The organism is Flavobacterium olei (genome assembly GCF_039749035.1).
Classification (GTDB): domain Bacteria; phylum Bacteroidota; class Bacteroidia; order Flavobacteriales; family Flavobacteriaceae; genus Flavobacterium; species Flavobacterium olei.
This window is the reverse complement of sequence record NZ_JBDKWC010000004.1, coordinates 43,711-70,040: the sequence shown is the minus strand read 5'-3', so window position 1 is coordinate 70,040 and position 26,330 is coordinate 43,711. Positions and strand designations below refer to the sequence as shown.

At 33.8% G+C, this 26,330-nt stretch carries 28 protein-coding genes; 13 read left to right on the top strand and 15 right to left on the bottom strand.

From position 1 onward, the window contains the following. Nucleotides 1-104 precede the first annotated feature (104 nt). Nucleotides 105-2,489 (bottom strand): heavy metal translocating P-type ATPase, encoded by a 2,385-nt coding sequence (locus ABEB31_RS11205; RefSeq protein ID WP_347051749.1) that lies wholly within the window; start codon nucleotides 2,487-2,489, stop codon nucleotides 105-107. Between the two features lie 200 nt (nucleotides 2,490-2,689). Here ABEB31_RS11205 and ABEB31_RS11200 point away from each other — a divergent pair, with 200 nt between their 5' ends. Then, complete coding sequence (locus ABEB31_RS11200) at nucleotides 2,690-3,373, top strand: Crp/Fnr family transcriptional regulator (RefSeq protein ID WP_347051747.1); 684 nt, start codon at nucleotides 2,690-2,692, stop codon at nucleotides 3,371-3,373. Here the strand turns inward: ABEB31_RS11200 and mazG are convergent. The 3 genes from mazG to def all read right to left on the bottom strand — a co-directional run bounded on the left by mazG (nucleotide 3,370) and on the right by def (nucleotide 5,376). Further along, entirely contained in the window at nucleotides 3,370-4,140 is a 771-nt protein-coding gene (gene mazG, locus ABEB31_RS11195) for a nucleoside triphosphate pyrophosphohydrolase (RefSeq protein WP_347051745.1), read from the bottom strand. The genes ABEB31_RS11200 and mazG overlap by 4 nt on opposite strands. A gap of 103 nt (nucleotides 4,141-4,243) precedes the next feature. After that, the gene (locus tag ABEB31_RS11190) at nucleotides 4,244-4,726 is read right to left on the bottom strand and encodes a DUF5606 family protein (RefSeq protein WP_347051744.1); all 483 of its coding nucleotides are present in this window, start codon (nucleotides 4,724-4,726) and stop codon (nucleotides 4,244-4,246) included. Between the two features lie 59 nt (nucleotides 4,727-4,785). Further along, the gene (def, locus tag ABEB31_RS11185; protein ID WP_347051742.1) at nucleotides 4,786-5,376 is read right to left on the bottom strand and encodes a peptide deformylase; all 591 of its coding nucleotides are present in this window, start codon (nucleotides 5,374-5,376) and stop codon (nucleotides 4,786-4,788) included. Between the two features lie 200 nt (nucleotides 5,377-5,576). Here def and ABEB31_RS11180 point away from each other — a divergent pair, with 200 nt between their 5' ends. Continuing rightward, entirely contained in the window at nucleotides 5,577-7,799 is a 2,223-nt protein-coding gene (locus ABEB31_RS11180; RefSeq protein ID WP_347051741.1) for an FUSC family protein, read from the top strand. A gap of 42 nt (nucleotides 7,800-7,841) precedes the next feature. Here the strand turns inward: ABEB31_RS11180 and ABEB31_RS11175 are convergent, their stop codons facing one another. The 5 genes from ABEB31_RS11175 to ABEB31_RS11155 form a co-directional block, all read right to left on the bottom strand. Continuing rightward, entirely contained in the window at nucleotides 7,842-9,335 is a 1,494-nt protein-coding gene (locus ABEB31_RS11175) for a malate:quinone oxidoreductase (RefSeq protein ID WP_347051740.1), read from the bottom strand. A 126-nt stretch (nucleotides 9,336-9,461) separates the two neighbouring features. Continuing rightward, the gene (ruvX, locus tag ABEB31_RS11170; RefSeq protein ID WP_347051739.1) at nucleotides 9,462-9,875 is read right to left on the bottom strand and encodes a Holliday junction resolvase RuvX; all 414 of its coding nucleotides are present in this window, start codon (nucleotides 9,873-9,875) and stop codon (nucleotides 9,462-9,464) included. A gap of 32 nt (nucleotides 9,876-9,907) precedes the next feature. After that, nucleotides 9,908-10,189, bottom strand: coding sequence for a type II toxin-antitoxin system RelE/ParE family toxin (locus tag ABEB31_RS11165; protein WP_347051738.1), 282 nt, complete (start codon nucleotides 10,187-10,189; stop codon nucleotides 9,908-9,910). Continuing rightward, nucleotides 10,179-10,424, bottom strand: a complete 246-nt coding sequence (locus ABEB31_RS11160) for a hypothetical protein (protein ID WP_347051736.1) — start codon at nucleotides 10,422-10,424, stop codon at nucleotides 10,179-10,181. The genes ABEB31_RS11165 and ABEB31_RS11160 overlap by 11 nt, the downstream gene beginning before the upstream one ends. Before the next feature lie 135 nt (nucleotides 10,425-10,559). Continuing rightward, nucleotides 10,560-11,189, bottom strand: a complete 630-nt coding sequence (locus ABEB31_RS11155) for a PAS domain-containing protein (RefSeq protein WP_347051735.1) — start codon at nucleotides 11,187-11,189, stop codon at nucleotides 10,560-10,562. A 263-nt stretch (nucleotides 11,190-11,452) separates the two neighbouring features. Between ABEB31_RS11155 and ABEB31_RS11150 the strand changes: the two genes are divergently transcribed. The 3 genes from ABEB31_RS11150 to ABEB31_RS11140 all read left to right on the top strand — a co-directional run bounded on the left by ABEB31_RS11150 (nucleotide 11,453) and on the right by ABEB31_RS11140 (nucleotide 14,239). Beyond that, nucleotides 11,453-12,268 carry a 2,3,4,5-tetrahydropyridine-2,6-dicarboxylate N-succinyltransferase gene (locus ABEB31_RS11150; RefSeq protein WP_347051733.1) on the top strand — a complete coding sequence of 272 codons (816 nt, stop codon included), beginning with the start codon at nucleotides 11,453-11,455 and terminating at the stop codon, nucleotides 12,266-12,268. A 112-nt stretch (nucleotides 12,269-12,380) separates the two neighbouring features. Beyond that, nucleotides 12,381-13,448, top strand: coding sequence for a glycosyltransferase family 9 protein (locus tag ABEB31_RS11145; RefSeq protein ID WP_347051732.1), 1,068 nt, complete (start codon nucleotides 12,381-12,383; stop codon nucleotides 13,446-13,448). 5 nt (nucleotides 13,449-13,453) lie between these two features. Further along, nucleotides 13,454-14,239, top strand: coding sequence for a glycosyltransferase family 2 protein (locus ABEB31_RS11140; protein WP_347051730.1), 786 nt, complete (start codon nucleotides 13,454-13,456; stop codon nucleotides 14,237-14,239). Here ABEB31_RS11140 and ABEB31_RS11135 read toward each other — a convergent pair. Next, nucleotides 14,220-14,987 carry a Kdo domain containing protein gene (locus ABEB31_RS11135; RefSeq protein WP_347051729.1) on the bottom strand — a complete coding sequence of 256 codons (768 nt, stop codon included), beginning with the start codon at nucleotides 14,985-14,987 and terminating at the stop codon, nucleotides 14,220-14,222. The two genes, ABEB31_RS11140 and ABEB31_RS11135, sit on opposite strands and share 20 nt — an antisense overlap. Before the next feature lie 84 nt (nucleotides 14,988-15,071). Here ABEB31_RS11135 and ABEB31_RS11130 point away from each other — a divergent pair, with 84 nt between their 5' ends. The 3 genes from ABEB31_RS11130 (at nucleotide 15,072) to ABEB31_RS11120 (ending at nucleotide 17,842) form a co-directional block, all read left to right on the top strand. After that, nucleotides 15,072-16,148: a glycosyltransferase family 4 protein gene (locus ABEB31_RS11130; RefSeq protein ID WP_347051727.1), complete on the top strand. Its 1,077-nt coding sequence runs from the start codon at nucleotides 15,072-15,074 to the stop codon at nucleotides 16,146-16,148. A gap of 53 nt (nucleotides 16,149-16,201) precedes the next feature. Beyond that, nucleotides 16,202-17,170, top strand: coding sequence for a WaaS/CpsH family glycosyltransferase (locus tag ABEB31_RS11125; RefSeq protein ID WP_347051726.1), 969 nt, complete (start codon nucleotides 16,202-16,204; stop codon nucleotides 17,168-17,170). A 102-nt stretch (nucleotides 17,171-17,272) separates the two neighbouring features. Beyond that, the gene (locus tag ABEB31_RS11120; protein WP_347051725.1) at nucleotides 17,273-17,842 is read left to right on the top strand and encodes an L-threonylcarbamoyladenylate synthase; all 570 of its coding nucleotides are present in this window, start codon (nucleotides 17,273-17,275) and stop codon (nucleotides 17,840-17,842) included. A gap of 52 nt (nucleotides 17,843-17,894) precedes the next feature. Here ABEB31_RS11120 and ABEB31_RS11115 read toward each other — a convergent pair whose 3' ends face one another. Further along, nucleotides 17,895-19,019: a cysteine desulfurase family protein gene (locus tag ABEB31_RS11115; RefSeq protein WP_347051724.1), complete on the bottom strand. Its 1,125-nt coding sequence runs from the start codon at nucleotides 19,017-19,019 to the stop codon at nucleotides 17,895-17,897. Nucleotides 19,020-19,108: 89 nt separating this feature from the next. Here ABEB31_RS11115 and ABEB31_RS11110 point away from each other — a divergent pair, with 89 nt between their 5' ends. Further along, entirely contained in the window at nucleotides 19,109-20,083 is a 975-nt protein-coding gene (locus ABEB31_RS11110) for a hypothetical protein (protein ID WP_347051723.1), read from the top strand. A 143-nt stretch (nucleotides 20,084-20,226) separates the two neighbouring features. Here the strand turns inward: ABEB31_RS11110 and ABEB31_RS11105 are convergent, their stop codons facing one another. Continuing rightward, the gene (locus ABEB31_RS11105) at nucleotides 20,227-20,778 is read right to left on the bottom strand and encodes a Smr/MutS family protein (RefSeq protein WP_347051722.1); all 552 of its coding nucleotides are present in this window, start codon (nucleotides 20,776-20,778) and stop codon (nucleotides 20,227-20,229) included. 1 nt (nucleotide 20,779) lies between these two features. Further along, nucleotides 20,780-20,929 carry a hypothetical protein gene (locus tag ABEB31_RS11100; RefSeq protein WP_347052246.1) on the bottom strand — a complete coding sequence of 50 codons (150 nt, stop codon included), beginning with the start codon at nucleotides 20,927-20,929 and terminating at the stop codon, nucleotides 20,780-20,782. A 148-nt stretch (nucleotides 20,930-21,077) separates the two neighbouring features. On the opposite strand from ABEB31_RS11100, the gene ABEB31_RS11095 reads away from it, so the two are divergent. Beyond that, on the top strand, nucleotides 21,078-21,344 hold the full coding sequence (locus ABEB31_RS11095) for a DUF2752 domain-containing protein (RefSeq protein WP_347052239.1): 267 nt from the start codon (nucleotides 21,078-21,080) through the stop codon (nucleotides 21,342-21,344). A 93-nt stretch (nucleotides 21,345-21,437) separates the two neighbouring features. On the opposite strand, the gene ABEB31_RS11090 is transcribed toward ABEB31_RS11095, so the two are convergent. Beyond that, nucleotides 21,438-22,139, bottom strand: coding sequence for a DUF1003 domain-containing protein (locus ABEB31_RS11090; RefSeq protein WP_347051720.1), 702 nt, complete (start codon nucleotides 22,137-22,139; stop codon nucleotides 21,438-21,440). A 190-nt stretch (nucleotides 22,140-22,329) separates the two neighbouring features. Here ABEB31_RS11090 and epsC point away from each other — a divergent pair, with 190 nt between their 5' ends. The 3 genes from epsC (at nucleotide 22,330) to ABEB31_RS11075 (ending at nucleotide 25,101) form a co-directional block, all read left to right on the top strand. Then, a complete protein-coding gene (gene epsC, locus ABEB31_RS11085) occupies nucleotides 22,330-23,121 on the top strand; it encodes a serine O-acetyltransferase EpsC (protein WP_347051719.1) in 792 nt (263 codons plus the stop codon). 2 nt (nucleotides 23,122-23,123) lie between these two features. After that, nucleotides 23,124-24,011, top strand: coding sequence for a cysteine synthase CysM (gene cysM / locus ABEB31_RS11080; protein WP_347051718.1), 888 nt, complete (start codon nucleotides 23,124-23,126; stop codon nucleotides 24,009-24,011). A gap of 103 nt (nucleotides 24,012-24,114) precedes the next feature. Continuing rightward, nucleotides 24,115-25,101: an aldo/keto reductase gene (locus tag ABEB31_RS11075; RefSeq protein WP_347051717.1), complete on the top strand. Its 987-nt coding sequence runs from the start codon at nucleotides 24,115-24,117 to the stop codon at nucleotides 25,099-25,101. 47 nt (nucleotides 25,102-25,148) lie between these two features. Here ABEB31_RS11075 and ABEB31_RS11070 read toward each other — a convergent pair whose 3' ends face one another. Further along, nucleotides 25,149-26,024: a sensor histidine kinase gene (locus ABEB31_RS11070; protein WP_347051715.1), complete on the bottom strand. Its 876-nt coding sequence runs from the start codon at nucleotides 26,022-26,024 to the stop codon at nucleotides 25,149-25,151. Nucleotides 26,025-26,330 lie beyond the last annotated feature (306 nt).

Here is a 26,330-nt window from a genome sequence, read left to right as displayed (position 1 = left end):
TATGTTAACAAAATTAACGTGTGGGAGGCGTATAAAATATGATAATTATCATAAAGGAGAAGATTGTTAAATGTACGAAAAATAATTTTAAAAATAATTTAAAATTATTTTAAATTACTCTTGCTGAAATAGTTAGACATAAAAGTAACGAAACTAACAATCGTAATTGTACTCAAAGGCATGATGATGGCAGCCACCAAAGGAAGCAGATTTCCGGTAACAGCAAATGCAAGTCCGACCACGTTGTAAAGCAATGATAAAGTGAAACTCATTTTTATAATTAAAATCGCTTTGTGAGAGAGTTTTACAAAATAATGCAACTGCGAAAATTCAGATGCGTCCAGTATAGCGTCACATGCAGGTGAAAAGACATTAACATTCTCAGAAATAGAGATTCCAACATTACTTTGCGCAAGTGCTCCGGCATCATTTAAACCATCTCCTACCATCATTACATTATGACCTTTAAGCTGGAGTTCTTTTATATATTCAAGCTTCTGTTCCGGTTTCTGATTGAATATCAATTCTGTTCCTTTTGGAAGAATCGTTTCTAAAGTTGCTCTTTCGCCATCGTTATCTCCAGAAAGTACTTTAATTTCGTACTGTTTACTAAGATTTGAAAACAGCTTTTTTAAACCGTTCCGATATTGGTTCTGGAAAGTAAATCTTCCAAAATAAATATCGCCTATCTTAATGTGCAACGCTGTTTTTTCAATTTCACTATCTGGAGCTATATCATTGACAAATTTTCCTGAACCCATTTTAATTTCTCTTCCTTCTGCAAATGCAATGATTCCCTTCCCGGTAATTTCATTAAAGTCATCAACATTAATACGTTGTGTATCTGGCAGGAAATCATACAACATCCTGCTTAACGGATGATTGGATCCTCGTAAAACGTTTTTAATAAGCATTAAATCCGAATCAGAAAGAGCATTTCCTTCGTAAAGTATATTTGATTTTTTATTCGTCGTAATAGTACCTGTCTTATCAAAAACAATCGTATTAACTTTGGCAAGCTGCTCAATTACGACAGCATTTTTTAAATAAAATTTCTTTTTGCCTAAAATTCTTAAAATATTTCCAAATGTAAAGGGAGCTGTAAGGGCCAATGCACAGGGACAGGCCACAATTAATACAGCGGTAAAGACATTAAAAGCAATATTGGCATCTATAAATATCCAATAACCAAAACCAACAAATGCAATGAGCAATAAGATTGGGGTGAAATACCGGCTTATTGCATCTGTTATAGTTTTGTGTTTCTGATCTACTTTTTTCTGAAAAATTTCGTTACTCCATAATTGGGTTAAATAGCTTTGGGAAACAGAATGCAAAACTTCCATCTCTACCACTTTTCCGATTTGTTTTCCGCCTGCAAAAATTTTATCTCCCGACTTTTTGGTAATTGGCACTGCTTCACCTGTTACAAAGCTATAATCGATTTCTGCGCTTTCGCTGATTAGGATTCCATCAACAGGAATAAGCTCCTGATTTCTAATTAGTAACCTATCTCCTTTTAGGACATCGTAGATTGCCACATTTTCTTCTGACGCATCTTTATGTATTTTGGTAACGGCAATAGGAAAATAAGATTTAAAATCCCTTTCAAAACTTAAAAAACTATATGTTTTGGTTTGAAACATTTTACCAAGAAGCATAAAAAATACCAAACTCGCTAAACTGTCAAAAAATCCCGGGCCATGATCCATCAGCATATCATAAGAGCTGCGAATAAACATAACGATAATTCCTAAAGCTATCGGAATATCGATATTAAGCATTTTTGTTCTAATACTATGATAGGCAGAAACATAATATCCGCTGGCTGAATACAGAAAACTGGGCAATGCGAGAAGAAAAATTAAAATCCTGAAAAATGGTTTATAACTATCCAGCCAGAATTCCTTCATTTCGAAATACTCGGGAAATGAAAGCAGCATAATATTTCCAAAGCAAAAGAAGGCAACACCAAGCTTATAGGTTAAACTTCTGTCTATTTTTGCTTTTTCAGATCCGTAATTTTCTAAACTGATGTAAGGCTCATAGCCTATTGAACTTAAGAGATATACAATTTCTTTCAAAGAAACTAAATCCGAATTAAACGTTATTCGAACTTTCTTTTCGTGAAAATTTACCTGCGAAATAGTGATTCCAGGCTGAAGACGGTTTAGATTTTCTAAAATCCAAATGCAGGAACTGCAATGAATGTGAGGTATACTTAAAGAAACAATGGCTGTATTTCCTTCCTGAAACTCCAGTACTTTGGACAGAATTGCATCATTATCTAAAAAATCATACTTCCCTTTTATATCCTGTGGAGTGGCGCCAGGTGATTTTTCAAAATCATAATAAGAGGTTAAATCATTAATACTAAAAATTTCGTAGACTGTTTTACATCCAGCACAACAAAACTTTTTGTTATCAAAATCGATTTCTTCATTTTGTTCAATGGTCAGACCACAATGAAAACAACTTTGCTCCCTCATAAACTTGTTTTTAGGCTGCAAATTTCCAAATAACGCACAATTATTAAGATGATAATTGTCATGTTATTGGGAAATTAGATCTTAAAATTATGAAAAATAAAAGAGTCATCCTCAAGGTGATATCTTTTTATGAATAATTTACCCTATAATGATATTTTATACCCTTAAATATATGTAATTTTGCACAAACAAATATTGTCATGAGTAAATGTGATCAATGCATTGTGCGCCAGCTAAGTTCTTTAAAAGCTCTTAACAAAGAAGAGGTTATAAAATTGGCTGGCAGTAAAACTACTTACAAAATTAAAAAAGGAGAAGCCATTTTTGAGGAAGGCGAGGTAACTAATGGCGTTTTTTGCGTAAAGGACGGCGTTGGAAAACTTTCTAAACTAAGCGCAAATGGTAAAGATCAAATTGTAAAATTGGTAAGATCTGGCGAACTTCTTGGCCAACGTTCTATGATTAGTAATGAGCCGGCAAATTTGAGTGCCAAAGCCATCGCTGACATGGAAGTTTGTTTTATTCCTAAAACCGAAATTATCAATTTTTTTAATACCAATAATCAGTTCTCTTTAAACATGATGCAGTCTGTGTGCGAGGATTTGAAAGAATCTGAAAATGAGAAAATTGCTTTGGTTCAAAAAACTGTTAAGCAAAGACTGGCCGAAACTTTACTGCATCTGTATGAAGCTTTTGGAGAAGACACAGATAAGACATTAAAAATACAGCTAACCCGCGAAGAGTTAGCCGGTATTATTGGCACAGCTACAGAAAGTTGTATTCGTTTATTATCTGATTTTAATAAATTAGGTTTAATTGAATTAGTTGGAAAAAAGATTTTACTGAAAGACGTTCGCGCTTTAAAAAAATTAGCCGATAATTAAAGCTTTTTTGCCTCATTCCAGAAAACATCCATCTCTGTAAGCGTCATATCCATTAAAGGTTTACCTAACTGCTCTGCTTTACTTTCCAAGTATTGAAATCGTTTAATGAATTTTTTATTGGTTCTTTCTAAAGCATCCTCGGGATTTACATTTAAAAAACGGGCATAATTTATCATCGAAAACAAAACATCTCCAAATTCGTCCTCAATTTTATCGGGATTACCAGATTTAACTTCTTCTTGCAATTCTTGTAATTCTTCCTGCACCTTGTCCCAAACCTGATGAGGTTCTTCCCAGTCAAAACCCACACCTTTTACTTTATCCTGAATTCGGCTGGCTTTTACTAAAGCAGGAAGACTTCTTGGAACCCCTTCCAAAACAGATTTCTTTCCTTCTTTGAGTTTTAGCTTTTCCCAATTTTGTTTGACTTCCTCCTCATTTTCCACTTTCACATCACCATAAATATGAGGATGACGATGAATTAACTTTTCGCAGATTTCATTGCATACATCTGCAATATCAAAATCGTTGGTTTCACTACCTATTTTTGCATAAAAAACAATATGAAGCAATAAATCGCCCAGTTCTTTTTTAACTTCAGTTAAATCATTATCCAGAATAGCATCGCCCAACTCATAGGTTTCTTCGATAGTTAGATGTCTCAGTGTCTGAAGCGTTTGCTTTTTATCCCAGGGACATTGTTCACGCAGTTCATCCATGATATTCAGTAATCTCTCAAACGCCTTTAACTGATTTCCTCTATTCATTTTGAAGTTTTTAATTTTTTAAACGTAATTCCTGTAAAATTAAAAAATCCTGTCAGGAAAACATTCTTAACAGGATTATTATATTTAAAAGAAAATAATATTATTATTCTTCTTCTTTTTTAGCTTTTGCTTTTTTAGCTGCCGGTGCTTTTTTTGGTTCTGCAGCAGGAACTTCTTCTTTAGCTTCTTCAACAGCCGGAGCCAAATCTGTAACCAGTCCTTTAGACTGAAGTGTATTGTACCAGTTTAATACTTTTTTGATATCTGAAGGATAAACTCTTTCCTCATCATAATCAGGAAGAATTTCTTTAAAATAAGCTGCTAAAGTAGCATTGTCTTCTTTATGAGAGATAGCTTGTCCTTTGTTTTCTTTAACGGCAATCTGCTGCATTACTTCGGTTAACGGTTTTTCACCTTCATAAGTGTAAATCGAAATTTCAGACAATAAACTTACATTGCTTTTTAGATTTACAGTAATCTTCTTCCCATCAATTAATGATTCCGCAACAAAACCTGTACGTGTTTGTACTTTTAGTTCGTATAAACCTGGTTTTCCTGAAATAGCTAAAATTTTCGTTAAATTCATTTTATTAAAATTTGTATTAAGAATTTGATTTATTTTTTGTTTCTAATTATTTAGAAAACTTATCTTCCTTTTTTGGCTGCAAAAAATTTCATTCTGTATTCCTGAAACGTTTTTCCTTCCGTAATATTTTTTAGTTTCTTTTGAATCAGTCTTTTTTTAAGAGACGAAATTTTATCTGTAAACAAAATTCCTTCAATATGATCGTATTCATGCTGAATAACTCTTGCTATCAATCCGTCGAATACTTCTGTTTTCATTACAAAATCTTCTTCACAATATTCGATTGTTACAGTTGGTTTTCTGTAAACATCCTCGCGTACATCGGGAATACTCAGACATCCTTCATTAAATCCCCACTCTTCTCCCTCTTCTTTAATGATTTTGGCATTGATAAAAGTCTTTTTAAAACCTTTTAAATCTTTTTGCTCATCCGAAGGAAGATCCTCATCATCACTAAAAGGTGTTGTGTCTATAACAAACAAACGAATTGGCATTCCAACCTGCGGTGCTGCAAGTCCAACTCCATACGCATTGTACATTGTCTCGTACATATTTGCGATCGTTTCTTTCAGGTTTGGATAATCCTGGCTAATTTCCTGACCTACTTTTCTTAAAACAGGATCACCGTATCCTACAATTGGTAAAATCATTTGTTTTTATTTATGTTTTGATGCTGTAAAAAACAGAATTAAAGTTCTGATATTTCAGCTGGCAAAAATAGTAAAAAATAGTCAACGAATAATTCTAATACTGTTTTATATCATATTTTTTCGAAGTCCGTAAAAATCTCAGCTATAATTGTGCCAAAATCACTGACACAATTCTTATCTTTGATAATAAACCGCCTTCTATGATTGACCAGATTTCAAAATTTATAAATAGTACGTCTTTTTTTAACGCTTCTAAAGTTACAATTTCGTCGGTTGTTCCGGTTTTGGTTTTAAATTACTTAGGTCATTTTGAAATTGGTTTTACTATCGCCTTAGGAGCATTCTATACGTATCCAAGTGATATTCCCAGTTCTTTAAGTCATAAAATAAAAGGGTTAATTGCGGCTTCTTTTATTGTTTCGGGCGTTAATCTTTTGGTCAATCTGGTTTATCCGTATCCCTTTCTGTTTTATATATTTTTAGGGTTTTTATTGTTTCTGTGTTCTATGATTTCGGTTTACGGACAACGTGCAACCTTAATTTCTTTTTCTGCTTTATTATCAATTTCACTTTCGTTTGGACATCTTCATGAACGCTGGCAGGCTGTGGAGTATTCCGGTTTTATTTTTATTGGGGGAATTTTATATCTAATTGTTTCGCTTATATTTCATTTCGTACAGCCATATAAATATGTAGAATTACAAATTGCTGAAGGCATAAAACTAACCGCAAAATACTTAAAACTGAGAGGCGATTTATGGAGTCCGGAAGCCGATAGAAAAGCAATTATAGAAAAACAACTGGCTGTTCAGGTCGAATTAAATCTTATTCATGAAGATTTAAGAAAAATGCTCATCGGAAATCAGAATACATCCGGAACTACAAGTCAGAACAGAAAAATGCTTTTGGTCTTTATAACTTTGGTTGAGATACAGGAACTTGCACTTTATACTTCTTTTGATCACAGTAAGCTGCATCAAAAATTTGCCAAACATCCGGATGTTTTGAGAACCTACCAAAATGTAGCGTACAAACTGGCTTCGACTTTAAAAAAATTATCCAAAAATGTGCGTCATATTAGTGTATATGTCGATAAACATGATTTGAAGAATGAACTTGATGCTCTTGAATTTGCCATTTTTGATTATGAAAAAACTTTAGGAAGAGAAGAAGCGGCGGAAGGGGTTTTGATGCTAACCAATATGCTGAAATATGCTAAAAATCAGGTTGGGAAAATTAAAATCATCCAGCGGGCATTTTCTTTAGCTATGCAATCTTATAAATTAAAAGATAAAGACAAGGAGCTCGAAAAATTCCTAACGCCACAATATTATCCGATTCGGACATTGTTAGAAAATCTAAGTTATTCCTCTTCGATTTTCAGACATTCGATACGTTTGACAATTACCATTTTAATTGGATTCTTTCTCGGGCAGATTCTTCCTTTTCAAAATGTATACTGGATTTTGCTCACAATTGTTGTTATCATGCGTCCCGGATATGGATTAACAAAAGAAAGATCTTATAACAGGATTTTTGGAACTGTCTTGGGAGGTTTTATCGCATTTGGAATTGTCTCTGTGATCCAGAATCATTTAGCGTTAAGCATTCTTTCTATAATTTGCATGCTTATCGGAATTGCATTTACTCAGATCAATTATAAAATTAGCGCCACTTTTGTAACGATGTATGTGGTTTTTATCTACGGAATTCTGACGCCGGATGTCAACGAAGTAATTCAGTACCGCATCTTAGATTCGCTTGCAGGAGCTATTCTTGCTTTTATTGCCAACCAGTTTTTATGGCCGGCCTGGGAGTTTATAAACACACCAATTCATATTGAAAATTCTATTCGCGCAAACAGAACCTACTTAAAAGAAATTGCTGATTTTTATAATAAAAAAGGTGAAGTACCCACTTCTTATCGACTGGCGAGAAAAAATGCCTTTGTAGAAATTGGAAATCTGATGACTTCTTTTCAAAGAATGATGCAGGAACCAAAATCAAAGCAGAAAACAATGCCTTTGGTTAATAAACTGGTTGTTCTGAATCACTCTTTATTATCTGCCCTGGCATCACTTTCTACTTATATACAATCTCACCAGACGACATCAGCATCAGAATCTTTCAATTATATCATTAAAACAATTCTGGCGAATCTGGATCACTCTATTTCGATATTGAGAAATGAAGTTATTCTGGAAGACACCTTTTTCGAAAAGGAAGATGTCACGCTGCAATTTGAGGAACTTAAAAGGAAGAACTTTACCCGACTTGCAGAAGATGATGATTTGGATAAAGAGACGCGTCAGGCAAAAATGCAGGAAGCACAAATGGTGATTGAACAATTGATCTGGATGAGTAATCTCTCTGAAAAAATCCTCAAAAATACAACCGATTTAAAAGCAACAAATCCAGATTAATTCATCTGGATTTGTTTATTATTCTGATCTCTTACGAGTGATTTATTTAATTTTTAAAACCTCAGCAGTATGTTTTCTCAATTCTGCTAAAAGTTCCGGCTTGTCGTTTAAAGTCTGACCATAAGAAGGAATCATTTTCTTTAGTTTCGCTTCCCATTCCGGTGTTTTAATTTGATTTCCAAAACATCTGTTAATCAAATCAACCATAATTGCAACTGCAGTAGAAGCTCCCGGAGAAGCACCTAATAAAACCGCCAGAGTTCCGTCGTGGGTATTAATTACTTCGGTTCCAAACTCCAGAACCCCACCTTCTTTTTCGTCTTTTTTAATAACCTGAACACGTTGTCCTGCTTTTTCCAATACCCAGTCTTTAGAACGTGCCGTTGGAAGGTATTCGCGTAAAGCTTTTATTCTGTCTTTTGGAGACTGACGCACCTGCTCGATTAAATACTTTGTTAATGGAATATTGTGATAACCGGCGGCCAGCATCGGGATTAAATTGTTTGCTTTGATAGATAAAGGCAAATCCAAATACGATCCGTTTTTTAAGAAACGCGTTGAAAATCCTGCAAACGGACCAAAAAGAAGTGCTTTTTCACCATCAATTACGCGGGTATCAATATGAGGAACAGACATTGGCGGAGCACCAACACTTGCTTTTCCATAAACTTTTGCCTGATGTTTTGCAATCACTTCCGGATTCGTGCATTTTAGCCATTGTCCGCTTACCGGGAAACCTCCGTATCCTTTTCCTTCCGGCACATTTGCTTTCTCTAATAACGGTAAAGATCCGCCTCCTGCGCCAATAAATACAAATTTGGTATATGCTTTACGAATATTTCCAGTAGATAAATCTTTAATTTTTATTCTCCAGGATTTATCCTCACGTTGTCTTAGCTTTTTAACTTCGTGGTTGAAGTATAAAGAAACGCCATCCAGCTTTTCTAAGTAATTGAACATACTTCTTGTTAAAGCACCAAAATTTACATCGGTACCAATTTCCATATGCGTCGCTGCCAATTTTTCATCAGCATTACGTCCTTCCATAACAAGGGGCATCCATTTTTGAAGCTGTTCAAAATCGGTGCTGAAAGTCATTTCAGAGAAGATCGGATTGCTTTGAAGCGCATCAAATCTCTTTTTTAAATAATCTACATTTTTGTCTCCCCACACAAAACTCATATGAGGAACGCTTCTAATAAAATTTTCCGGAGAAGGCACTTTATTCTCCTGCACTAAGTACGACCAAAATTGGCGCGAAATCTCAAAAGATTCTGCTATACTTATTGCTTTTTTAGGATCTATAGTTCCGTCTGCCTTTTCTGGAGTGTAATTTAGCTCACAAAAAGCCGAATGTCCCGTTCCGGCATTATTCCATGCATCAGAACTTTCTGCCGCAGCGACATCCAATCTTTCGTAAATTTCAATTTTAATATCTGGTTGTAATTCTTTCAAAATTACTCCGAGAGTGGCACTCATTATTCCAGCGCCAATGAGTACTACATCACTATTTGAACGTATTGTTTCGTCAGGCATAACAGTATTTTTATTTAAAGTGCAAAGGTACTTTTTTAATTGCAAAAAAAAACTAATTTTTACAGGATAAAAGTTAGGATTTTCTAAAAACCATTAAATTATAAACAAAAAATACGTCGAACAGCGTTATTTTTTTGAAGAAAGATAATCCTGAAGCATAATTGTGGCAGAGATTTCATCAATCAGGCCTTTATTTTGACGCTGTTTTTTACTTAAGCCACTGTCGATCATGGTTTGGAATGCCATTTTTGAGGTAAAACGTTCATCCATTCGAATGACTTTCATCTCCGGGAAAACGTTGGTAAAATGTTTTACAAATCCATTAATTACTGCAGCACTTTCAGAAGCTTCGCCGTTCATTTGTTTGGGTTCCCCTATTAAAACAGCCTCCACTTTTTCTTTTGCAAAATAATCTGTCAGAAAATCTGTTAATGTATGTGTCGCAATTGTAGTTAGACCTGAAGCAATTATTTGCATTTCATCTGTAATTGCAATTCCGGTGCGTTTTTGTCCGTAATCTATGGAAAGGATTCTTGGCATGTTTATTTAAAGATAAATTGAATTTTAAAAGCTTACAGGGAATCTCGATATTTTATAAAACCGAAAACCACAACAATATTTTCCTCTAAATTTATTTCGTAAACAGAAACATAACCTTTAAAAATATAGTCTCTAATATATTCGTTGTCAAAGAATATGGATTTTTTAAAGTGAAATGGATGCTTTAAATCTTTTTTAATATTATTTAGCAGATCTTTTCTGAATTTCAATGCTGCTTTAGGCTTATCTTTATATATATAATGAACCTGTTCTTTAAGCAGTTCTAAGAATGCTTTAGAAATTTTAATTGTCATATTCCGAAAATGTATCATCTAAAATTGAATTCGCCTCATCAATTGAGTAAAGCTTTTCATCGCCATTTTTTAATTTAGCATATGCAATTTCTAATTTTCTCTTATCCTCATTCGATTTTGGATCAAAAACATCATTTTCCTGTACAATTTTCAGTTCATCAGAAGTAAACGAACTTAATAATTTTAAGATCTTTTCTTTAATCTCCGGCTGAAATTCTAATCTTATCGCTTCCATAATTCTGTAAGTTAAAACACAAAGATAAACTTTTCCGTTTTGATTTTTGACTTTTAACAAACCATAAAAAAAATCCGCCCTGAAAACTCAGAACGGATCCTATCCAAATATTCAAAACCTAAAAAATAACTTCAATTATCTTCCAAATAATCTTCCAAAAAAGCCTTTATGCTCTTCTTCTCCCGAATCCTCTTCTTCCACATAAGTAGCAAATTTAGATTGAGATTTCTCGTGCTCGTAAATTAGCTCCTTGATATATTCAACATAACTTCTCTTTTTTTCTTCCAAAAATCCAATCAGGTATTTTTCACTGAATTCAACTCCGCTTGCCGCTTCAATCTGTAGGAGCTTTTTGTATAAAGGCTCAATGTGCATGGCAATTACTTCGTGCGGAACAGATTGTCTTCTTCCGAAGTAATTTACAATAACGTCGTTTTCGTCACGTGCAATTTCAAAGTCGGTTATAACCCAGTAATATCTTCCAGATTTCGCCAGATTTTTTACAATTGCATGAAAGTTTTTACCGTTTTTAAGATTTTCCCAAAGTACTTTAAAAATAACTTTTGGCATATCCGGATGACGTATAATGTTATGCGGCTGACCCATTAGTTCGTAGTCCTCATAACCACAAACATCTACAAAAACTTCATTGGCATATTCAATAATACCAAATGCGTTTGTTTTACTCATAATAACCTGTGTTTTATCCCAGGTTACCTCCTTATCTACAATTACTCTGTTTTGGAGTAGATTTTCTTGATTCATATTTTACTGCTTATATGATTAGTTTGTTGATTGGAATGTTTTTCAACGGAACAAAATTAGCTCCAAGAAAAAACACAAAGCCTGACTTTTGTCATATTCTGACATAAAAAAAACTTTTAGAGGTAATCTGGTAAATATTCAATTAACTTATCATTATCGAATTGTACAAATAAGAAACAAAAAGTTAAACCTGTAACATTTTCAGACTCATTTGCCTTTTTGCATTTCTGCAAATACGTTATCTTTGCCAAAAATTTAAACGTATGAATTCTTTACAGACTATAATCGAACAAGCTTGGGAAAACAGAGCTTTATTACAAGAAACCGCTACAACAGATGCTATTAGAGAAGTTATCGAATTGGTAGACGCAGGAAAATTGCGTACTGCCGAACCAGTTGGAGACAAATGGCAGGTTAACGAATGGGTTAAGAAAGCAGTTGTAATGTATTTCCCGATTCAAAAAATGGAAACATGGGAATCTGGTATTTTCGAATATCACGATAAAATGCTTCTTAAGAGAGGTTATGCTGAAAAAGGAATTCGTGTTGTACCAAATGCTGTAGCACGTTACGGTGCATATATTTCGAGCGGTGTTATCCTGATGCCAAGTTATGTAAATATTGGTGCTTATGTAGACGAAGGAACTATGGTAGATACCTGGGCTACTGTAGGAAGTTGTGCTCAAATCGGTAAAAATGTCCACTTAAGCGGTGGTGTTGGTATTGGTGGTGTTTTAGAACCATTACAAGCTTCTCCGGTAATTATTGAAGATGGTGCCTTTATAGGTTCCCGTTGTATTGTTGTTGAAGGTGTTCACGTAGGAAAAGAAGCGGTGCTTGGCGCTAACGTGTGTTTAACAGCATCTACAAAAATTATTGATGTTACAGGAGACGAACCGGTTGAAATGAAAGGCCACGTTCCTGCACGCTCTGTAGTTATTCCGGGAAGTTATACTAAAAAATTCGCTGCGGGTGAATTTCAGGTTCCATGTGCGTTAATCATTGGAACACGCAAACCATCTACAGACTTAAAAACTTCATTAAATAATGCACTTCGTGAATATGATGTTGCGGTTTAAGAAATTATAAAATCAATATCTCAAAATCCAAATTCCTTTCTGCAAATGATTGGAATTTGGATTTTTTTTGCTTCAATTTGTACCCAACTAATACAATTTTATTTTTTTTTTTATGAAGATACTTGTAATCCAGCAAAAAATGATTGGAGACGTTTTGGTTAGCAGCATTATTTGTAATAACCTGAGAACTGCCTATCCCGACGCACAAATAGATTATCTGGTGTATGCTTCTACCACTCCTGTTTTGGAAGGAAATACAAGTATTGACAATGTTATATTATTTGAAGAAAAACATAGAAAGAGTAAAATTGAACTTTTAAAATTAGGCCTCCATATTCGAAACGAAAAATATGATCTACTAATTGACGCCTATTCAAAATTAGAAAGCTGGATTTTAGTTTTGTTAAGCGAGGCTAAACGAAAAATCTCTTATAAAAAACCGGGCAGAACTTTTTTATATACAGACAATGTTCCTTTTGAACCTGTTCCTAAAAGCAATTTAGGTCTGGCAATAGAAAGAAGACTTTCATTATTGGAACCTTTAAAACTCAATATAAAATCTGATCCTATTCCGAAATTATTTGTTTCCGAAGAAGAAAATCAGAATGCAATCGCTCTTTTTGAAAAACATCATGTTAGAAAAGACAGAAAAACAATCATGATAAGTCTTTTAGGAAGTGAGAAATTAAAAACCTATCCTTTGCCTTTCATGTCCAGAGTAGTCGATTTTGTTGCCGATAATGCTGATGTCAACATTCTTTTTAATTATTTTCCGAAACAATTAGAAGACGCAAAAAAGGTTTTTAACGGCTGTAAAACTTCTACTCAGAATAAAATTTACTTTGATTTACTGGGTGGAGATCTTAGATCTTTTATCGGTTTGGTTAACCAATGTGATGCTATTATTGGTAATGACGGAGGGGCTATTAATATGGCAAAAGCATTAGAAAAGCCATCATTTATTATTTTTTCACCCTGGATAGAAAAGAAAATATGGGCAACTTTTGAAGACGGAATTCATCATCTTTCTGTCCATTTAAAAGATTACCGCCCTGCTTTATTCGAAAACAAAACAGAGAAAATGCTCAAAAAAGAAGCTTTGCCTTTATATGAGAAATTTTTACCTGAATTTTTTGAAGACCGAATTAAATTGTTTTTACAACAAAACGACTTTAATTAATTGCGATGATTGTTTCAGAAAGACAACTTTTAACAGCTTTAATTATCACATACAATGAAGAACAAAACATTCAATATGTTTTGGAAAATCTATCATTTGCCGATGAGATTATTGTCGTAGATTCCTTTAGTTCAGACCGGACTTTTGAGATCGCTTCATCATTTAAAAATGTCAAAGTTATTCAGCACACTTTTGAGAATTTTGCTTCCCAGCGAAATTACGCCATCAGCCTGGCTTCCAACTCGTGGATTCTATTTATCGATGCTGATGAACGGTTAACTCAGGATCTTCAATCAGAAATTACGAAGGTTATTAATCAAAAAAATAACATTTCAGCCTATTATATGTATCGCACCTTTATGTTTACAACTAAAAGATTACGATTCAGCGGCTGGCAAACAGATAAAATTATTCGACTGTTTAAAAAAGAAAATGCTTATTATAACCATGAAAAGATTGTTCACGAAAAACTTGTGATCAATGGAGAAACTGCCAAATTAAAAAATAAGCTGATTCATTTCTCTTACTCTACTTTTGAAGATTATAAGCACAAAATGATCTTTTACGGAAAACTAAAGGCACAGGAAGAATTAGCAAAAAACACCCAACCAAATTTATTTCACTTTTATATACGACCGGCTTATCAATTTCTACATCAGTATTTGATTCGCTTAGGTTTTCTCGACGGAAAAGCCGGATTATCAATTTGCTATCTCAATGCCTTAAGTGTTGCGGTGCGTTTTCGGGAACTTAAAAAAATAAAATCTAAAATTACTTTTTCCAGAATTTAAGCTTCTTTTTTAGCCTTTTCTTTTTGGCAAAACTTTCCTGAAAATCAACCGTTGCCTGCCACATTTTTTCAAAAATTTCAGTTTCGGTTTTTTCTTTGTAGAATTTAGAATATTCGTTACTCATTACTTCAACCATTTCTTTTTTAGGAGTTAAACGACTGAAGTTATGCATTCTCTGTTCAAAACTCATTTGATTATGAAAATTCATTCTGTTTAAATCTACTAGATAAAATTCGTAATTACTCCCTTCAGCTTTCTTTATTAAAGTATTTCCAGGTGAATGATCTAAAAACTCAACGCCTTTTTCGTGAAGATCAAAACAAAATTTAGAGAACTGTCTTAAAATAACATCATGATCCGGATAATCCGGAATTTCAACCAATTCACGGTATGTTAATTCAGTTATCAAATGTTCACTTACATAATAACTGTCTTTTAACCCTGTAAAATTGAAATTTTCAAGAAAAGCAATTGGTTGTGGAGTTCCAATTTCTTTTTCCAATAAAATAGTAGCATATTCAAAAGAACGTCTGGCTTTTGATTTTCTAAAATATTTGTAAGCGATTTTATTGACAATATTTGGAATTTTAAACGACTTGATATTGATTGTCTTTTCGTCAAGTCCGAATAATTTTATTCTATTTCTATCACCATTTCCAAAAAGAATTCCCGTATTATTAAAATCTTTAATACAGTTCAGGATGGCATCTGTATTATTCCTGAAAATTGGATTTACTTTAAAATTCATCAGTATATTTTTATTAACTACAAAAATACATATACAATCTAACACTTCAAATTAATATTGTATTTTCGTAAAAAAAATAAAAGGATGTCACAACAAAAGACTGTTTTTTTAGAGACCCACAATATCAACAACAGGGCTACGGGCTTAGGAACTTTTAATTATCAATTAATTAAAGGCCTTTCTGAGTTAGAATTTAATATTCTAAAACTAACACTAAATGCTACAGACACCAAACTTCTTGAAAATGAATTTGGAAAGAAGTTCGACTACAATAAATACAGTAATTTATCCAGAATGAAATTCTTTAGAATTCGTAAAAAGTACGATTTATGGCATTCTGTAAACCAAAACATAAAAGTTGAACCTTATAAGCATACCAAATATCTACTTACGATTCATGATGTGAATTTTGCGGAGGAAATATCTTCCGACCTCAATCACAAGAGAAATAAACTTTTTTTAGAAAAATTAAATAAAGCTACCGCTGTTACCTATATTTCTGAGTTTGCAAAAAAACAAACCCATCAATATTTTAATGTTCCAAATGTTCCGGAATACGTGATCCATAACGGAAACCCGATTACAGAATTGCTGGACACCTCTTCATATGTACCTAATGTTCCTGTTGACAAACCGTTTTTCTATACTATTGGAGATTTTATAGAAAGGAAAAATTATGAGTCTATTATTAAAATGATGAAATTAATAAAAGATTTTAATTTAATAATTTCAGGTAATAATGATAAAAAATACGGTGAAAAAATAAAACAATTAATTAGTGAGAACGGGTTAGCAAATCAGGTTTTTTTAACCGGAAAAGTATCTGACGAAGGAAAGCAATTTTTCATGAAAAATTGTACTGCATTTCTTTTTCCTTCAATAAGAGAGGGATTTGGATTGCCGCCTATAGAAGCAATGAGTTTTGGAAAACCAACATTTTTGTCTGATAAAACTTCACTGCCGGAAATTGGAGGAAACGCCGCAAAATACTGGTCTGATTTTGATCCTGAATATATGAAAACAGTATTGTTTGACGGATTAAACAGCTTTGAAAATAATAAAACTGAACAGGAAATACTTTTTAAACAAAGAGCTGCAAGTTTTAACTGGAAAACAGCTGCCGAAGAGTACTTAAAAGTCTACAACACTATTTTAAGTTAAAAGTCAATCTCTTATCAAAACAATTTAAACTCTAAATTGCATAGAAATACATAATGAATATAACCCTGATAAGCTTAGATAATTTAGGAATGAACGAATGTATTTCGTCTGCTCTGAAAAAACAAGGACATAACGTACGTCATATTAATTTTAGAGATTATAAGTACAAATATCCTTCTGTTTTTCACAGGATTTATAATTTTATTTTGAAAGCTTTCTTTAAAAAAAATCTCAAAACACTGCATCACGGCAAAGAAATACTGAAAGAATTAGAAAAAAATAGTCAGCTTCAGGATGTCATTCTAACTATTAAAGGAGATTTTATTGATCCGGATAGCATTTTAAAATTTAAAAAGTTTACTAAAAAATCAATTGGCTTTTTTAATGACAATATTTACCGTTGCCCAAAAATAAAACGGGTTATACCCAGTTTTGATGAAACGTATTCCTTTGAAAAGGAAGATTGCGCCAACTTTAATATGAACTTTGCCCCTAACTGGATATATACCGATAATGCTTCTAAGGATAAAACCGCCGAAGAATATGGTGTATTTAATATTAGCACAATAGACAAAAGGCTTTCTGCCTTAATTCGAATAGCTAACGAATTAAAATCAAAAAAAATAAATTTCAAGTTTATAGTTTACGATAAAAAGAACGAACATCAACAAAAAGATGATGGTATTACTTATATCAGCAAGCATATGCCATTATCCGAAGTTAACGAATATACAGACCGCTCTAAGGTATTATTAGATATTCATCGGGAAGGTCAGATTGGTTTAACTTTTAGGATTTTTGAAAGTTTGGGATTAGAAAAAAAGCTTATTACGACAAATTATGATATTAAAAACTACGATTTTTACAATCCGAATAATATCCTGATTATAGATGAAAATAATCCTGTAATACCGGCAGCTTTTTTCGAAAATGAATATGAAAAAATTCCAGAATCAATTTATAAAAAATACACGGTAAATGGCTGGGTTGAAAATGTAATTTTCAAAAATTCTAACCCCTAAAAAAGGGCAATTTATTCCATAAAAGACGAGACAGGCAGCACCTGTCTTTTTTTGTTTATAGAGTTTATTAGTATCTTTGCAAAAATTAAAGTTTTTTTTCAAATGGAAAATATCAATCAGGAAGTTATCAATGCTTACGAGGTAATTAAAGAAGGCGGAATCATTTTATATCCCACTGATACGGTTTGGGGAATTGGGTGCGACGCTACAAATGCCGAAGCTGTTGCTAAAATCTACAAATTAAAGCAGCGAGCAGAAACCCAAAGTATGATTGTTTTAATGAATGGGGAAAAAATGATGTACAATGTTTTTAAAAACATTCCTGAAGTAGCCTGGCAGATTATGGACTTATCTGAAAAACCTACAACTTTAATTTTAGATGACGCCAGAAATGTAGCTCCGAATATTATAGCAGCCGATAAATCTTTGGGCGTGAGACTGGTAAAAGAACCATTTTGTTTCAAATTGATGGAAAGAATGAAAAAACCTTTAGTTTCTACATCTGCTAATATTTCCGGACAGCCAACACCCTTGTCTTTTAAAGACATTAGCCCCGAAATTATCAAAGGAGTCGATTATGTGGTCCAATTACATCAGGACAGAATCAATGGAAAATCTTCCACAATTATAAAACTAACAAACGATTCTCAAGTAAAAGTTATTCGCAAATAGCTTTTTTTGTTTCAGGTTTCAAATTGCAAACAGAACTTCAAATTTCGAAACCTTAAACAACCTTAAGGCTTTCAATCAGCCAGTCGATATCTTCTTTTGTGTTATAATGACTAAATGAAATTCGGAGATTTGGTAATTTTAAATCGGTCTCCGAAAGCATTTCTTTTAAAACATGTGAAGGTTTTATACTTCCGGACTGACATGCGCTTCCTCTTGAAACTGCAATTCCTTTCATATCGAGATTAAAAAGTAACATCGAAGTTTTATCTGCAGAAAGAGGCAAAGTAATATTGATGATATTATAGAAATCCTCTTTTTTCCCGTTAATTCTAAAATCAGGAAAATGAATTTCCAACTGCTCAATAAGATAGTTTTTAATATCTGTAATGTACGCTCTTTCTTCATCCAGTTTTTCATAAGAAATTGCTAAAGCTTTAGCCATTCCGGCAATTTGATGCACGGCTTCAGTTCCTGCTCTGAGTCCTTTTTCCTGTTCACCGCCAAAAAGCAAGGGCTGTAAACCTGAATTTTTCCGTACAAAAGCAAATCCGACTCCTTTTGGACCGTGAAATTTGTGTGCACTGGCCAAAATAAAGTCAATTGGAGTCTTTTGCAGATCGATTTCAGTTTTCCCGACAGACTGAACTGTATCAGAATGAAATAATGCATTATACTGTCTGCAAATCACACCTACCCGATCTAAATCTAAAATAGTTCCGGTTTCGTTATTAACGTGCATTAAGCTGACTAAGGTCTTTTTTTCATCAGACAATAAATTTGATAAATGCGTTAAATCCACACTTCCGTCCAGGTTTATTTTTACATAATCGACCTGAATATTATATTCTTCTTTAAGCGCCAAGACGGTATGCAAAACCGCATGATGTTCTGTTTTTGAAGTAATAATGCGTTCTATTTTTAAATCTTCAACAGCAGAACGCAGTATCCAGTTGTCTGCTTCAGTACCGCCGGAAGTAAAAATGATTTCCTGGGCAGTACAATTAAAATGTTTCGCAATACTTTTTCTGGAAAGTTCTAAAATTGTTTTACCATTTCGTCCAAAACTGTGTGTAGACGACGGATTCCCATAATCTTCCTGCATTACTTTTGTCATTTCCAGAATTACTTCGGGACGCATTGCAGTCGTGGAGGCATTATCAAGATATACTTTTTTCATCTCTGCAAAGTTAAGAAATATCAATTGTGAAATCTTAAATATCATTTGGCAATTTTTTCACTATTTTTGAAGCCAAATAAATTTTTACGATGAAAAAATATACTGCTCTCTTATTATTCGCTTTTTTGCTGAATGGTTGTGATGATGGAGATTTAACTGTAGACGAAATAGATTTTGAAAGTATTGAGACAACCCAGGCATGTGACCCGTTGACAAATACTTTAATTTACAAACTGAAAGACCAGGAAGCTCTTTTACTTCAAATGCCGGAAGGTAAAATTGTTAACGATCCCGGACTTTATACTTATGATATTGATTCAAAAGGAAGCGGCCAGTATCGTGTAGTTTATAGAGCGTATGACGGAACGGTTGCAACAGCAAATATTTGCGGCACAATTCCACCAAGCACACCAAGAGTAACAGAAGAATGGATTGGAACAGATGGACAAATTGAAATTCAAACTACCCAGAATGAAGAACCAAATTCAAACAAAGATGGAGGGACAAGAATCACTAGTTACACTCACAGTATAATCTTTAGAAACATCACATTTGCAAAGCCTTCAGGCATTCAGACAAACGAAAAACTTGTTTTTGGAAGTTATAAGATACCTGTAACACCCGCAGATTTAACATTTAAGCCGAATCCGAATGGCACGGCTTACGAATGCAGCGATATTAAAAGAGTTTATAATTACAACGCCGCGTTCTATATCTCGATTGATGATATTGATCCTGCTTTGCTTGTAAATACTGTCACTCCTGACAATCAGCCGCGACAAAGTCAGATTACTGCAACAATGAATAAAGTATTTTATAAAACCGTAAAAGCAGATACCGGTATATTTACAGAAGCTAATATTTGTTCCGGTACCGGACCTACAATAGATCAAACCTGGACAGGCCAGCTTAATGGAATTATCCAAGTGTCGACAACTGTAACTGCCAATGTTTACACCCATACTATTGTGCTTAAAGATGTAGTTTTAGAAAAAGGTAAAAGTAATTTCAAATTAGGAACCAGCTTTGTTCTGGGAAAAATCGAAAGGGTTGTACCTAACTAAATTTTCCATTTAAAAGAAGATATAAAAAATAATTCTTACAAAAAAACGTCTGTTTTCAAAACTGATTTTCATATTAAATCAGATAGAAAACAGACGTTTTTTTATGCTTAAAAATGAATCTTTTAAACCTTTAAAAATTCCTTTTATTTATTATTTTGTCTAAAATAAACTTCGGTCGCGCCAAGACCGTATTTCTGATAATTGGCATCCTGAAAATCAATTCCGTCATATCGGCCTAATAAAAAATCAAGTTCGGCTTTTAAAATTCCTTCACCTACACCATGAATAAAAACGATTTTCGGGATGCGGTTTCGTATCGCAAATTCGATATGTCTCTTTGCCGTCTCTGTCTGTAAAGTCAAAATATCATAGTTCGACATTCCGCGTTTATTGGGCACCAGTTTTTCAATATGTAAATCAAATTCCGGAACTCCCACATCACGCTTTTCCTTCTTTTCTTTGACAAAACTTCGTGGTTTTGGTTCCATTTTATCTTTAGAGGCTTCATCTAAATCAATTCTTTTAATAGATTTTAGTAAATCACTGGATTCCTGAATTTTAATTAACTCATTGACAAAAAATGTCATCATAAATCCGTCTTCAGTTTCAATTAAAACTTCTTGGTTTTTAACTGAAATGACCGTCCCGTTAATAGCATCATCTAATACTGAAACCTTATCTCCTTTTACCAGCATCCTATTCTTCTTTATCGTTATTTTTACTTGGCGTTTTGGCGCTTAACTGCATCATTCCAAACATGAAAATTACAATGGCAATAATCATGATGTAGATATTTTTCTCTTCCGAAACCTGTTCATACAATGCAACTGAAATCGCAAGAATCATTATTATTATTTTAAAAATTTTCATCATATGTTATTTAAGATTTCAAAAGTATAAAACTTTCAAATAGGACTTCTATACTCATTCAAACGTTTGTCATATTTTTTTAGTAAAATTGCAAAAAAGATCTGCCGTGAGTTTGGAGAAATACATGATTCCGTGTTTGTTTAAAACCTTCTTTGGTTTCGACTGTTTAGGCTGCGGATTTCAGCGCGCATTATTCTTACTTTTTCAGGGCGAATTTTTTGCTGCTTTCAAAATGTATCCGGCTATTTTTACCTGTCTTTTACTCTTCCTTTTTATCGGCCTTCATTTTGTGGATCAATCTAAAAATTACAAAAAGCTGATTTCCCGAATGGCAATTTTAAATTTGATTTTTATGATTGGCGGTTATTATTTCAAACACTTTTATTTCTGATTTTTGATTTACATTTTTGACCGTGCTCTGATCTATTTTTAATTTTAGTAGTCTATGAAATTTGAGAATCAAAAATTAGAAATTCTATATCATTTACTTCTTAATCTGGTTCAGAATATCATTCATCATCTCGATTTGAACTTTCTGAATTTCGATTAATTCTTCCTGCTGATGCATAATAAGATGATCGATTTTATCATGAATCAATCTGATTTCTAATTCTGCTTTCAGGTTAATCATATAATCTTTTTTGGCGCGATTGCGGTCTTTTTCTTCCTGACGATTCTGACTCATCATAATCACAGGAGCCTGAAGTGCGGCTACGCAGGATAAAATTAAATTTAAAAGAATAAAAGGATAGGGATCAAATCCTTTATTTACAAAAATGAGAACGTTAGAGCTGATCCAAATCGTAATAAAAACCACAAACGAAATAATAAAAGTCCAGCTTCCGCCGAAGTCTGCCACTTTATCTGCTACTCTCTGCCCCAGATTTCGGTTTTCTTCCTCATCTTCTACCAGACTTACGATCGATTTATCTTCTTTGAGAGAAGCCACTACATTCTGTTCCATCGCTGAAAGTGCTCCGATTTCAGTCGAAAGATAATTTGAAATGTATTTCTGGCGATAAACATTCAATTCATTTACTGCAATACAATCTTCGTCTTTAAATTCCGGAAAATCGTTTTTAATTAAACCTAAAATGGGATCATGAATAGATTTACCGTAAATTTTCTCACTTTCGTGAAAATCAAGTCCGGAAATGGCGCTTTTAAATGTTTGATTGCTTTTCATTTTTAACAGGTTTTGGAAGCTAATTTACGCAATTAACTTCTTAAGAATTACATAAAACGGAACGGTTTAAAACTCATTTTTTATCACAAATCTCATATTGCAAAGAAAATATCTTTAGTTAAATCGTGATTTTATTTCCAAAAAACGCCTTACTTTTAACGTTCCAAATTATTCATTCATTTTTACCATTGTGACAAAAGACACTATCATACAAAACATAAAGGCTTTAAAGAGTCATTCGCACATAAATTACGGCATTAAAACCAAAACAGAAGACTTTACAGAAAAGCTTTTTTACACGCTATTTGATTCGAATGCCGCCTTAGATGAGAGCATTGACGAACTCGAAATACGATTTAAGGAAATCGCCGTCCTGGCCTGTAAAAAGCCTGAAAATTCCTGTGAATCGATCTGGGACAGGTTTCTGGAAAAACTTCCGGGCGTCTTAGAGATGTTAAATCAGGACGCAGAATATATATTAGAAAACGATCCTGCTTCAAACAGTATAGATGAGGTATATCTGGGTTATCCGGGTTTTTACGCTATTGCAATTTACAGATTAAGCCATGAATTATACCATTTAGATTTATTGCTTTTTTCCCGTCTGATGAGCGAATATGCACACCGAATCACGGGAACCGATATTCATGCGGGGGCTACTATTGCTTCTCCATTTTTTATTGATCACGCAACAGGGATAGTAATTGGAGAAACTACCGTTATCCACAAACATGTAAAAATTTATCAGGGAGTTACGCTTGGTGCATTAAGCGTTAGTAAAGAGATGAAAAACGCCAAGAGACATCCAACGGTTGAAGCCAATGTTTGTATTTATGCCAATGCAACAATTCTGGGCGGCGAAACTACCATTGGAAAAAACAGTATAGTTGGAGGAAATGCCTGGGTAACCAAATCTATTCCTCAAAATTCTATTGTTCTCAATACCACCACAACTGAAGTCAAAATAAAAGAAATAAAATAAAAATGGGTCCACAGAAATTATTAAACCTGATTGGCAATACTCCTTTGATGGAAACAGTCAATTTGGTTCCAAATAAAAATGTAAAACTTTTACTGAAACTGGAAGGAAATAATCCCGGCGGAAGCGTAAAAGACAGAGCGGCATACAATATGATTGCCGCAGCTTTGGAGAGAGGCGATATTAAAAAAGGCGATAAATTAATTGAAGCCACAAGCGGCAATACCGGAATTGCGCTGGCCATGATTGCACAGTTATTTGGTATCGAAATCGAATTGGTACTTCCGGAAGATTCTACAAAAGAACGCACACAGACCATGCGCGCTTATGGTGCTACTGTTATTTTAACGCCTGCAAGTGAAGGAATTATTGGTTCCAGAGATTACGCTGATAAAAAAGTAGCGCAGGGCGGTTACTTAATGCTGAATCAGTTTGCGAACGACGACAACTGGAAAGCGCATTATAAAACAACCGGACCCGAAATATGGAATGATACCGACGGAACTGTAACACATTTTGTTTCTGCAATGGGAACTACAGGAACTATAATAGGGACTTCTACTTATTTAAAAGAAAAAAATCCAAATATTCAGATTGTGGGCGCACAGCCAAGTGATGGTTCTCAGATTCCGGGAATTCGCAAGTGGCCACAGGAATATCTTCCGAAAATTTTTGATGCATCTAAAGTAGATACGGTTGTAGATGTGAGCGAAGAAGAGGCACGTGCAATGACCAAAAGATTGGCGCTTGAAGAAGGTGTTTTTGCCGGAATGAGCAGTGGCGGCTCTGTTGCTGTCGCCTTAAAAATCGCCGAAAAATTAGAATCGGGAGTAATTGTTGCTGTTATCTGCGACAGAGGCGACCGCTATTTGTCTTCGGATTTATTTGACTGATAAAGCAACAAAGGTATAAAAGTTCAAAGGGACAAAGTTTTGTAACATCCCGCAAACCTTTGTCCCTTTGAACCTCTGAAACTTTGAACCTTAAAAGAAAAAAATGAACTACAGAAAACTAGGAAAAACAAACTTTAATATATCTGAAATCTCGCTGGGAACCTGGCAGGTTGGAGGAAAATGGGGATCGGGTTTCGATGATAAAACTGCTGACGAACTTATAAACACCGCAATTGATAATGGTGTTAACTTTATTGATACAGCCGATGTTTATGAAAATGGACTAAGCGAAACTGCCGTTGGAAGAGTTGTCCGTTCGCGTTCTGAACGCATTTATGTCGCTACAAAATGCGGAAGACAAATAAATCCTCATGTAAATGAAGGGTACACTCCAAAAGCACTTCAGCAATTTGTCGAAGACAGCCTGAAAAGAACCGGACTGGAAACGTTAGATCTGATTCAGCTGCACTGTCCGCCGACGGAAGTGTATTACCGACCTGAAATTTTTGAACTTTTTGAAAAGTTGAAAGATCAGGGAAAGATTCTCAATCTGGGCGTAAGCGTCGAAAAGGTTGAAGAAGCCCTTAAAGCAATCGAATACCCGAATGTAACGACGGTGCAGATTATTTTTAATTTATTTCGTCAGCGTCCATCTGAATTGTTTTTCGCGGAAGCGAAGAAAAAAGATATCGGAATTATTGCAAGAGTTCCTTTGGCAAGCGGCCTTTTAACTGGTAAATTTGACTCAAAAACCACTTTTGATCATCAGGATCACAGAAATTTTAATCGTAATGGAGAAGCATTTGATAAAGGCGAAACTTTCTCCGGAATTGATTACGAATTAGGTCTAAAAGCTGTAGAAGCACTGAAAAACGTCTTTCCAAATTCGCAAAACCTTGCTCCTATTGCGTTACAATGGATTTTGAACTTTAACGAGATCAGCTGTATTATTCCGGGCGCATCCAAAAAAGAGCATGTAATATCGAATCTGTCAGTTTATGATGTTCCCAAATTAACATCAGACCAAATTTCAGCCATGAATAAAATTTACGATGATATTATTAAACCTGCTGTTCATCAGCTTTGGTAAGTATAATACATATTAAGGTTTCTAAGATTTTCTCAGTTTTAGAAACCTTAAATATCAAATTCTATTTTAAATTCTGCCCCTTTGTTTTTTCCATCGCTGGAAGCGCTTAATCTGCCTTTACTCCTTTCGATGATTTTTTTGCATAAATAAAGTCCAATTCCGGTTGAATCCTCATTTGCAGTTCCGAATCGGCTCATTTTGGTAAACTTTTTAAACAACTCCTCTATTTGATATTTATCAAAACCAATCCCGTTATCTTTTACTGTTATAATTAATTTTGACTCTTCAGAATAGATTCTGACTTTTATCTCACTCTCAAAATAAGAAAACTTAACTGCGTTACTAATTAGATTTACCAAAACCTGAATCAAAAGTTCTTCGTCAATTTTGAGTTTTGCTTCGGCACATTCCACCATTAAATTTAGTGTGATTTTCTTATTGATTAAAAGCTGCTCCACCTGCTCTTTTATATATGGCAGAATATTTGAAAATAAGATCGTTTTAACTTCCGGAACTATTTTTAGAACTTCGTCCTGTTCTTTTAAAAGTTTGATAAAGTTTTCGATGTACCTAAATTGAAGATCAGTTGATTCACAGATAAGCTCTGCCAGACTTTTAACCGATTCTGATGGCTCTTCGCTTATGATGAGTTTGGCCAAACCCTGCGGATTCCCGGCAAAATTCTTTAAATCATGCGAAAGCATATAAACTAAATCCTGCTTTTCATTTATAAAACTCTCCGCTTCATAAATAGATTCCTGAATATTACACATCAGCAACCCGGCTTCATCTGAATATCCTGTCGGCAAAACAGATAATTTTCTGTGATTTCTGTAATCGGCTAAGGCTTTGGAAGCTCTAGCAATGGGCTGAATTAATTTATTTAAAAACAAAAGCGTTATTCCTGTCGCCAATAATGTCATTATTATGGAAAAAACCAAAATCGAGGTTGGAGAAATAGTATGTTTGAAAAACAGCACGAAAAATAAAATCCCGATTAAGGGTATATGAATGCCAATGAATGCTACGAATAAAAATTTAAACGCATAACTTTTTTTCAGAAAGCTTATTTGTGAAAGTTTATGATACAACTTCATAAAAAACAATAAGGTAGGTTAAAATTTCAATTTTATTTGGGTTTTACTCCCTAACAAATTTAACTTTTATGCTTCATTAAACCACTATTTTCATGAATTTCTAAAAATTTTGTAAAATTAAATTTGTAAAAG

What these genes read in the sequence shown, in the direction of transcription:
- ABEB31_RS11205 (WP_347051749.1), bottom strand. Translation starts at nt 2,489, where the DNA reads ATGAGGGAGCAAAGTTGTTTTCATTGTGGTCTGACCATTGAACAAAAT.
- ABEB31_RS11200 (WP_347051747.1), top strand. Translation starts at nt 2,690, where the DNA reads ATGAGTAAATGTGATCAATGCATTGTGCGCCAGCTAAGTTCTTTAAAA.
- mazG (WP_347051745.1), bottom strand. Translation starts at nt 4,140, where the DNA reads ATGAATAGAGGAAATCAGTTAAAGGCGTTTGAGAGATTACTGAATATC.
- ABEB31_RS11190 (WP_347051744.1), bottom strand. Translation starts at nt 4,726, where the DNA reads ATGAATTTAACGAAAATTTTAGCTATTTCAGGAAAACCAGGTTTATAC.
- def (WP_347051742.1), bottom strand. Translation starts at nt 5,376, where the DNA reads ATGATTTTACCAATTGTAGGATACGGTGATCCTGTTTTAAGAAAAGTA.
- ABEB31_RS11180 (WP_347051741.1), top strand. Translation starts at nt 5,577, where the DNA reads ATGATTGACCAGATTTCAAAATTTATAAATAGTACGTCTTTTTTTAAC.
- ABEB31_RS11175 (WP_347051740.1), bottom strand. Translation starts at nt 9,335, where the DNA reads ATGCCTGACGAAACAATACGTTCAAATAGTGATGTAGTACTCATTGGC.
- ruvX (WP_347051739.1), bottom strand. Translation starts at nt 9,875, where the DNA reads ATGCCAAGAATCCTTTCCATAGATTACGGACAAAAACGCACCGGAATT.
- ABEB31_RS11165 (WP_347051738.1), bottom strand. Translation starts at nt 10,189, where the DNA reads ATGACAATTAAAATTTCTAAAGCATTCTTAGAACTGCTTAAAGAACAG.
- ABEB31_RS11160 (WP_347051736.1), bottom strand. Translation starts at nt 10,424, where the DNA reads ATGGAAGCGATAAGATTAGAATTTCAGCCGGAGATTAAAGAAAAGATC.
- ABEB31_RS11155 (WP_347051735.1), bottom strand. Translation starts at nt 11,189, where the DNA reads ATGAATCAAGAAAATCTACTCCAAAACAGAGTAATTGTAGATAAGGAG.
- ABEB31_RS11150 (WP_347051733.1), top strand. Translation starts at nt 11,453, where the DNA reads ATGAATTCTTTACAGACTATAATCGAACAAGCTTGGGAAAACAGAGCT.
- ABEB31_RS11145 (WP_347051732.1), top strand. Translation starts at nt 12,381, where the DNA reads ATGAAGATACTTGTAATCCAGCAAAAAATGATTGGAGACGTTTTGGTT.
- ABEB31_RS11140 (WP_347051730.1), top strand. Translation starts at nt 13,454, where the DNA reads ATGATTGTTTCAGAAAGACAACTTTTAACAGCTTTAATTATCACATAC.
- ABEB31_RS11135 (WP_347051729.1), bottom strand. Translation starts at nt 14,987, where the DNA reads ATGAATTTTAAAGTAAATCCAATTTTCAGGAATAATACAGATGCCATC.
- ABEB31_RS11130 (WP_347051727.1), top strand. Translation starts at nt 15,072, where the DNA reads ATGTCACAACAAAAGACTGTTTTTTTAGAGACCCACAATATCAACAAC.
- ABEB31_RS11125 (WP_347051726.1), top strand. Translation starts at nt 16,202, where the DNA reads ATGAATATAACCCTGATAAGCTTAGATAATTTAGGAATGAACGAATGT.
- ABEB31_RS11120 (WP_347051725.1), top strand. Translation starts at nt 17,273, where the DNA reads ATGGAAAATATCAATCAGGAAGTTATCAATGCTTACGAGGTAATTAAA.
- ABEB31_RS11115 (WP_347051724.1), bottom strand. Translation starts at nt 19,019, where the DNA reads ATGAAAAAAGTATATCTTGATAATGCCTCCACGACTGCAATGCGTCCC.
- ABEB31_RS11110 (WP_347051723.1), top strand. Translation starts at nt 19,109, where the DNA reads ATGAAAAAATATACTGCTCTCTTATTATTCGCTTTTTTGCTGAATGGT.
- ABEB31_RS11105 (WP_347051722.1), bottom strand. Translation starts at nt 20,778, where the DNA reads ATGCTGGTAAAAGGAGATAAGGTTTCAGTATTAGATGATGCTATTAAC.
- ABEB31_RS11100 (WP_347052246.1), bottom strand. Translation starts at nt 20,929, where the DNA reads ATGATTCTTGCGATTTCAGTTGCATTGTATGAACAGGTTTCGGAAGAG.
- ABEB31_RS11095 (WP_347052239.1), top strand. Translation starts at nt 21,078, where the DNA reads ATGATTCCGTGTTTGTTTAAAACCTTCTTTGGTTTCGACTGTTTAGGC.
- ABEB31_RS11090 (WP_347051720.1), bottom strand. Translation starts at nt 22,139, where the DNA reads ATGAAAAGCAATCAAACATTTAAAAGCGCCATTTCCGGACTTGATTTT.
- cysM (WP_347051718.1), top strand. Translation starts at nt 23,124, where the DNA reads ATGGGTCCACAGAAATTATTAAACCTGATTGGCAATACTCCTTTGATG.
- ABEB31_RS11075 (WP_347051717.1), top strand. Translation starts at nt 24,115, where the DNA reads ATGAACTACAGAAAACTAGGAAAAACAAACTTTAATATATCTGAAATC.
- ABEB31_RS11070 (WP_347051715.1), bottom strand. Translation starts at nt 26,024, where the DNA reads ATGACATTATTGGCGACAGGAATAACGCTTTTGTTTTTAAATAAATTA.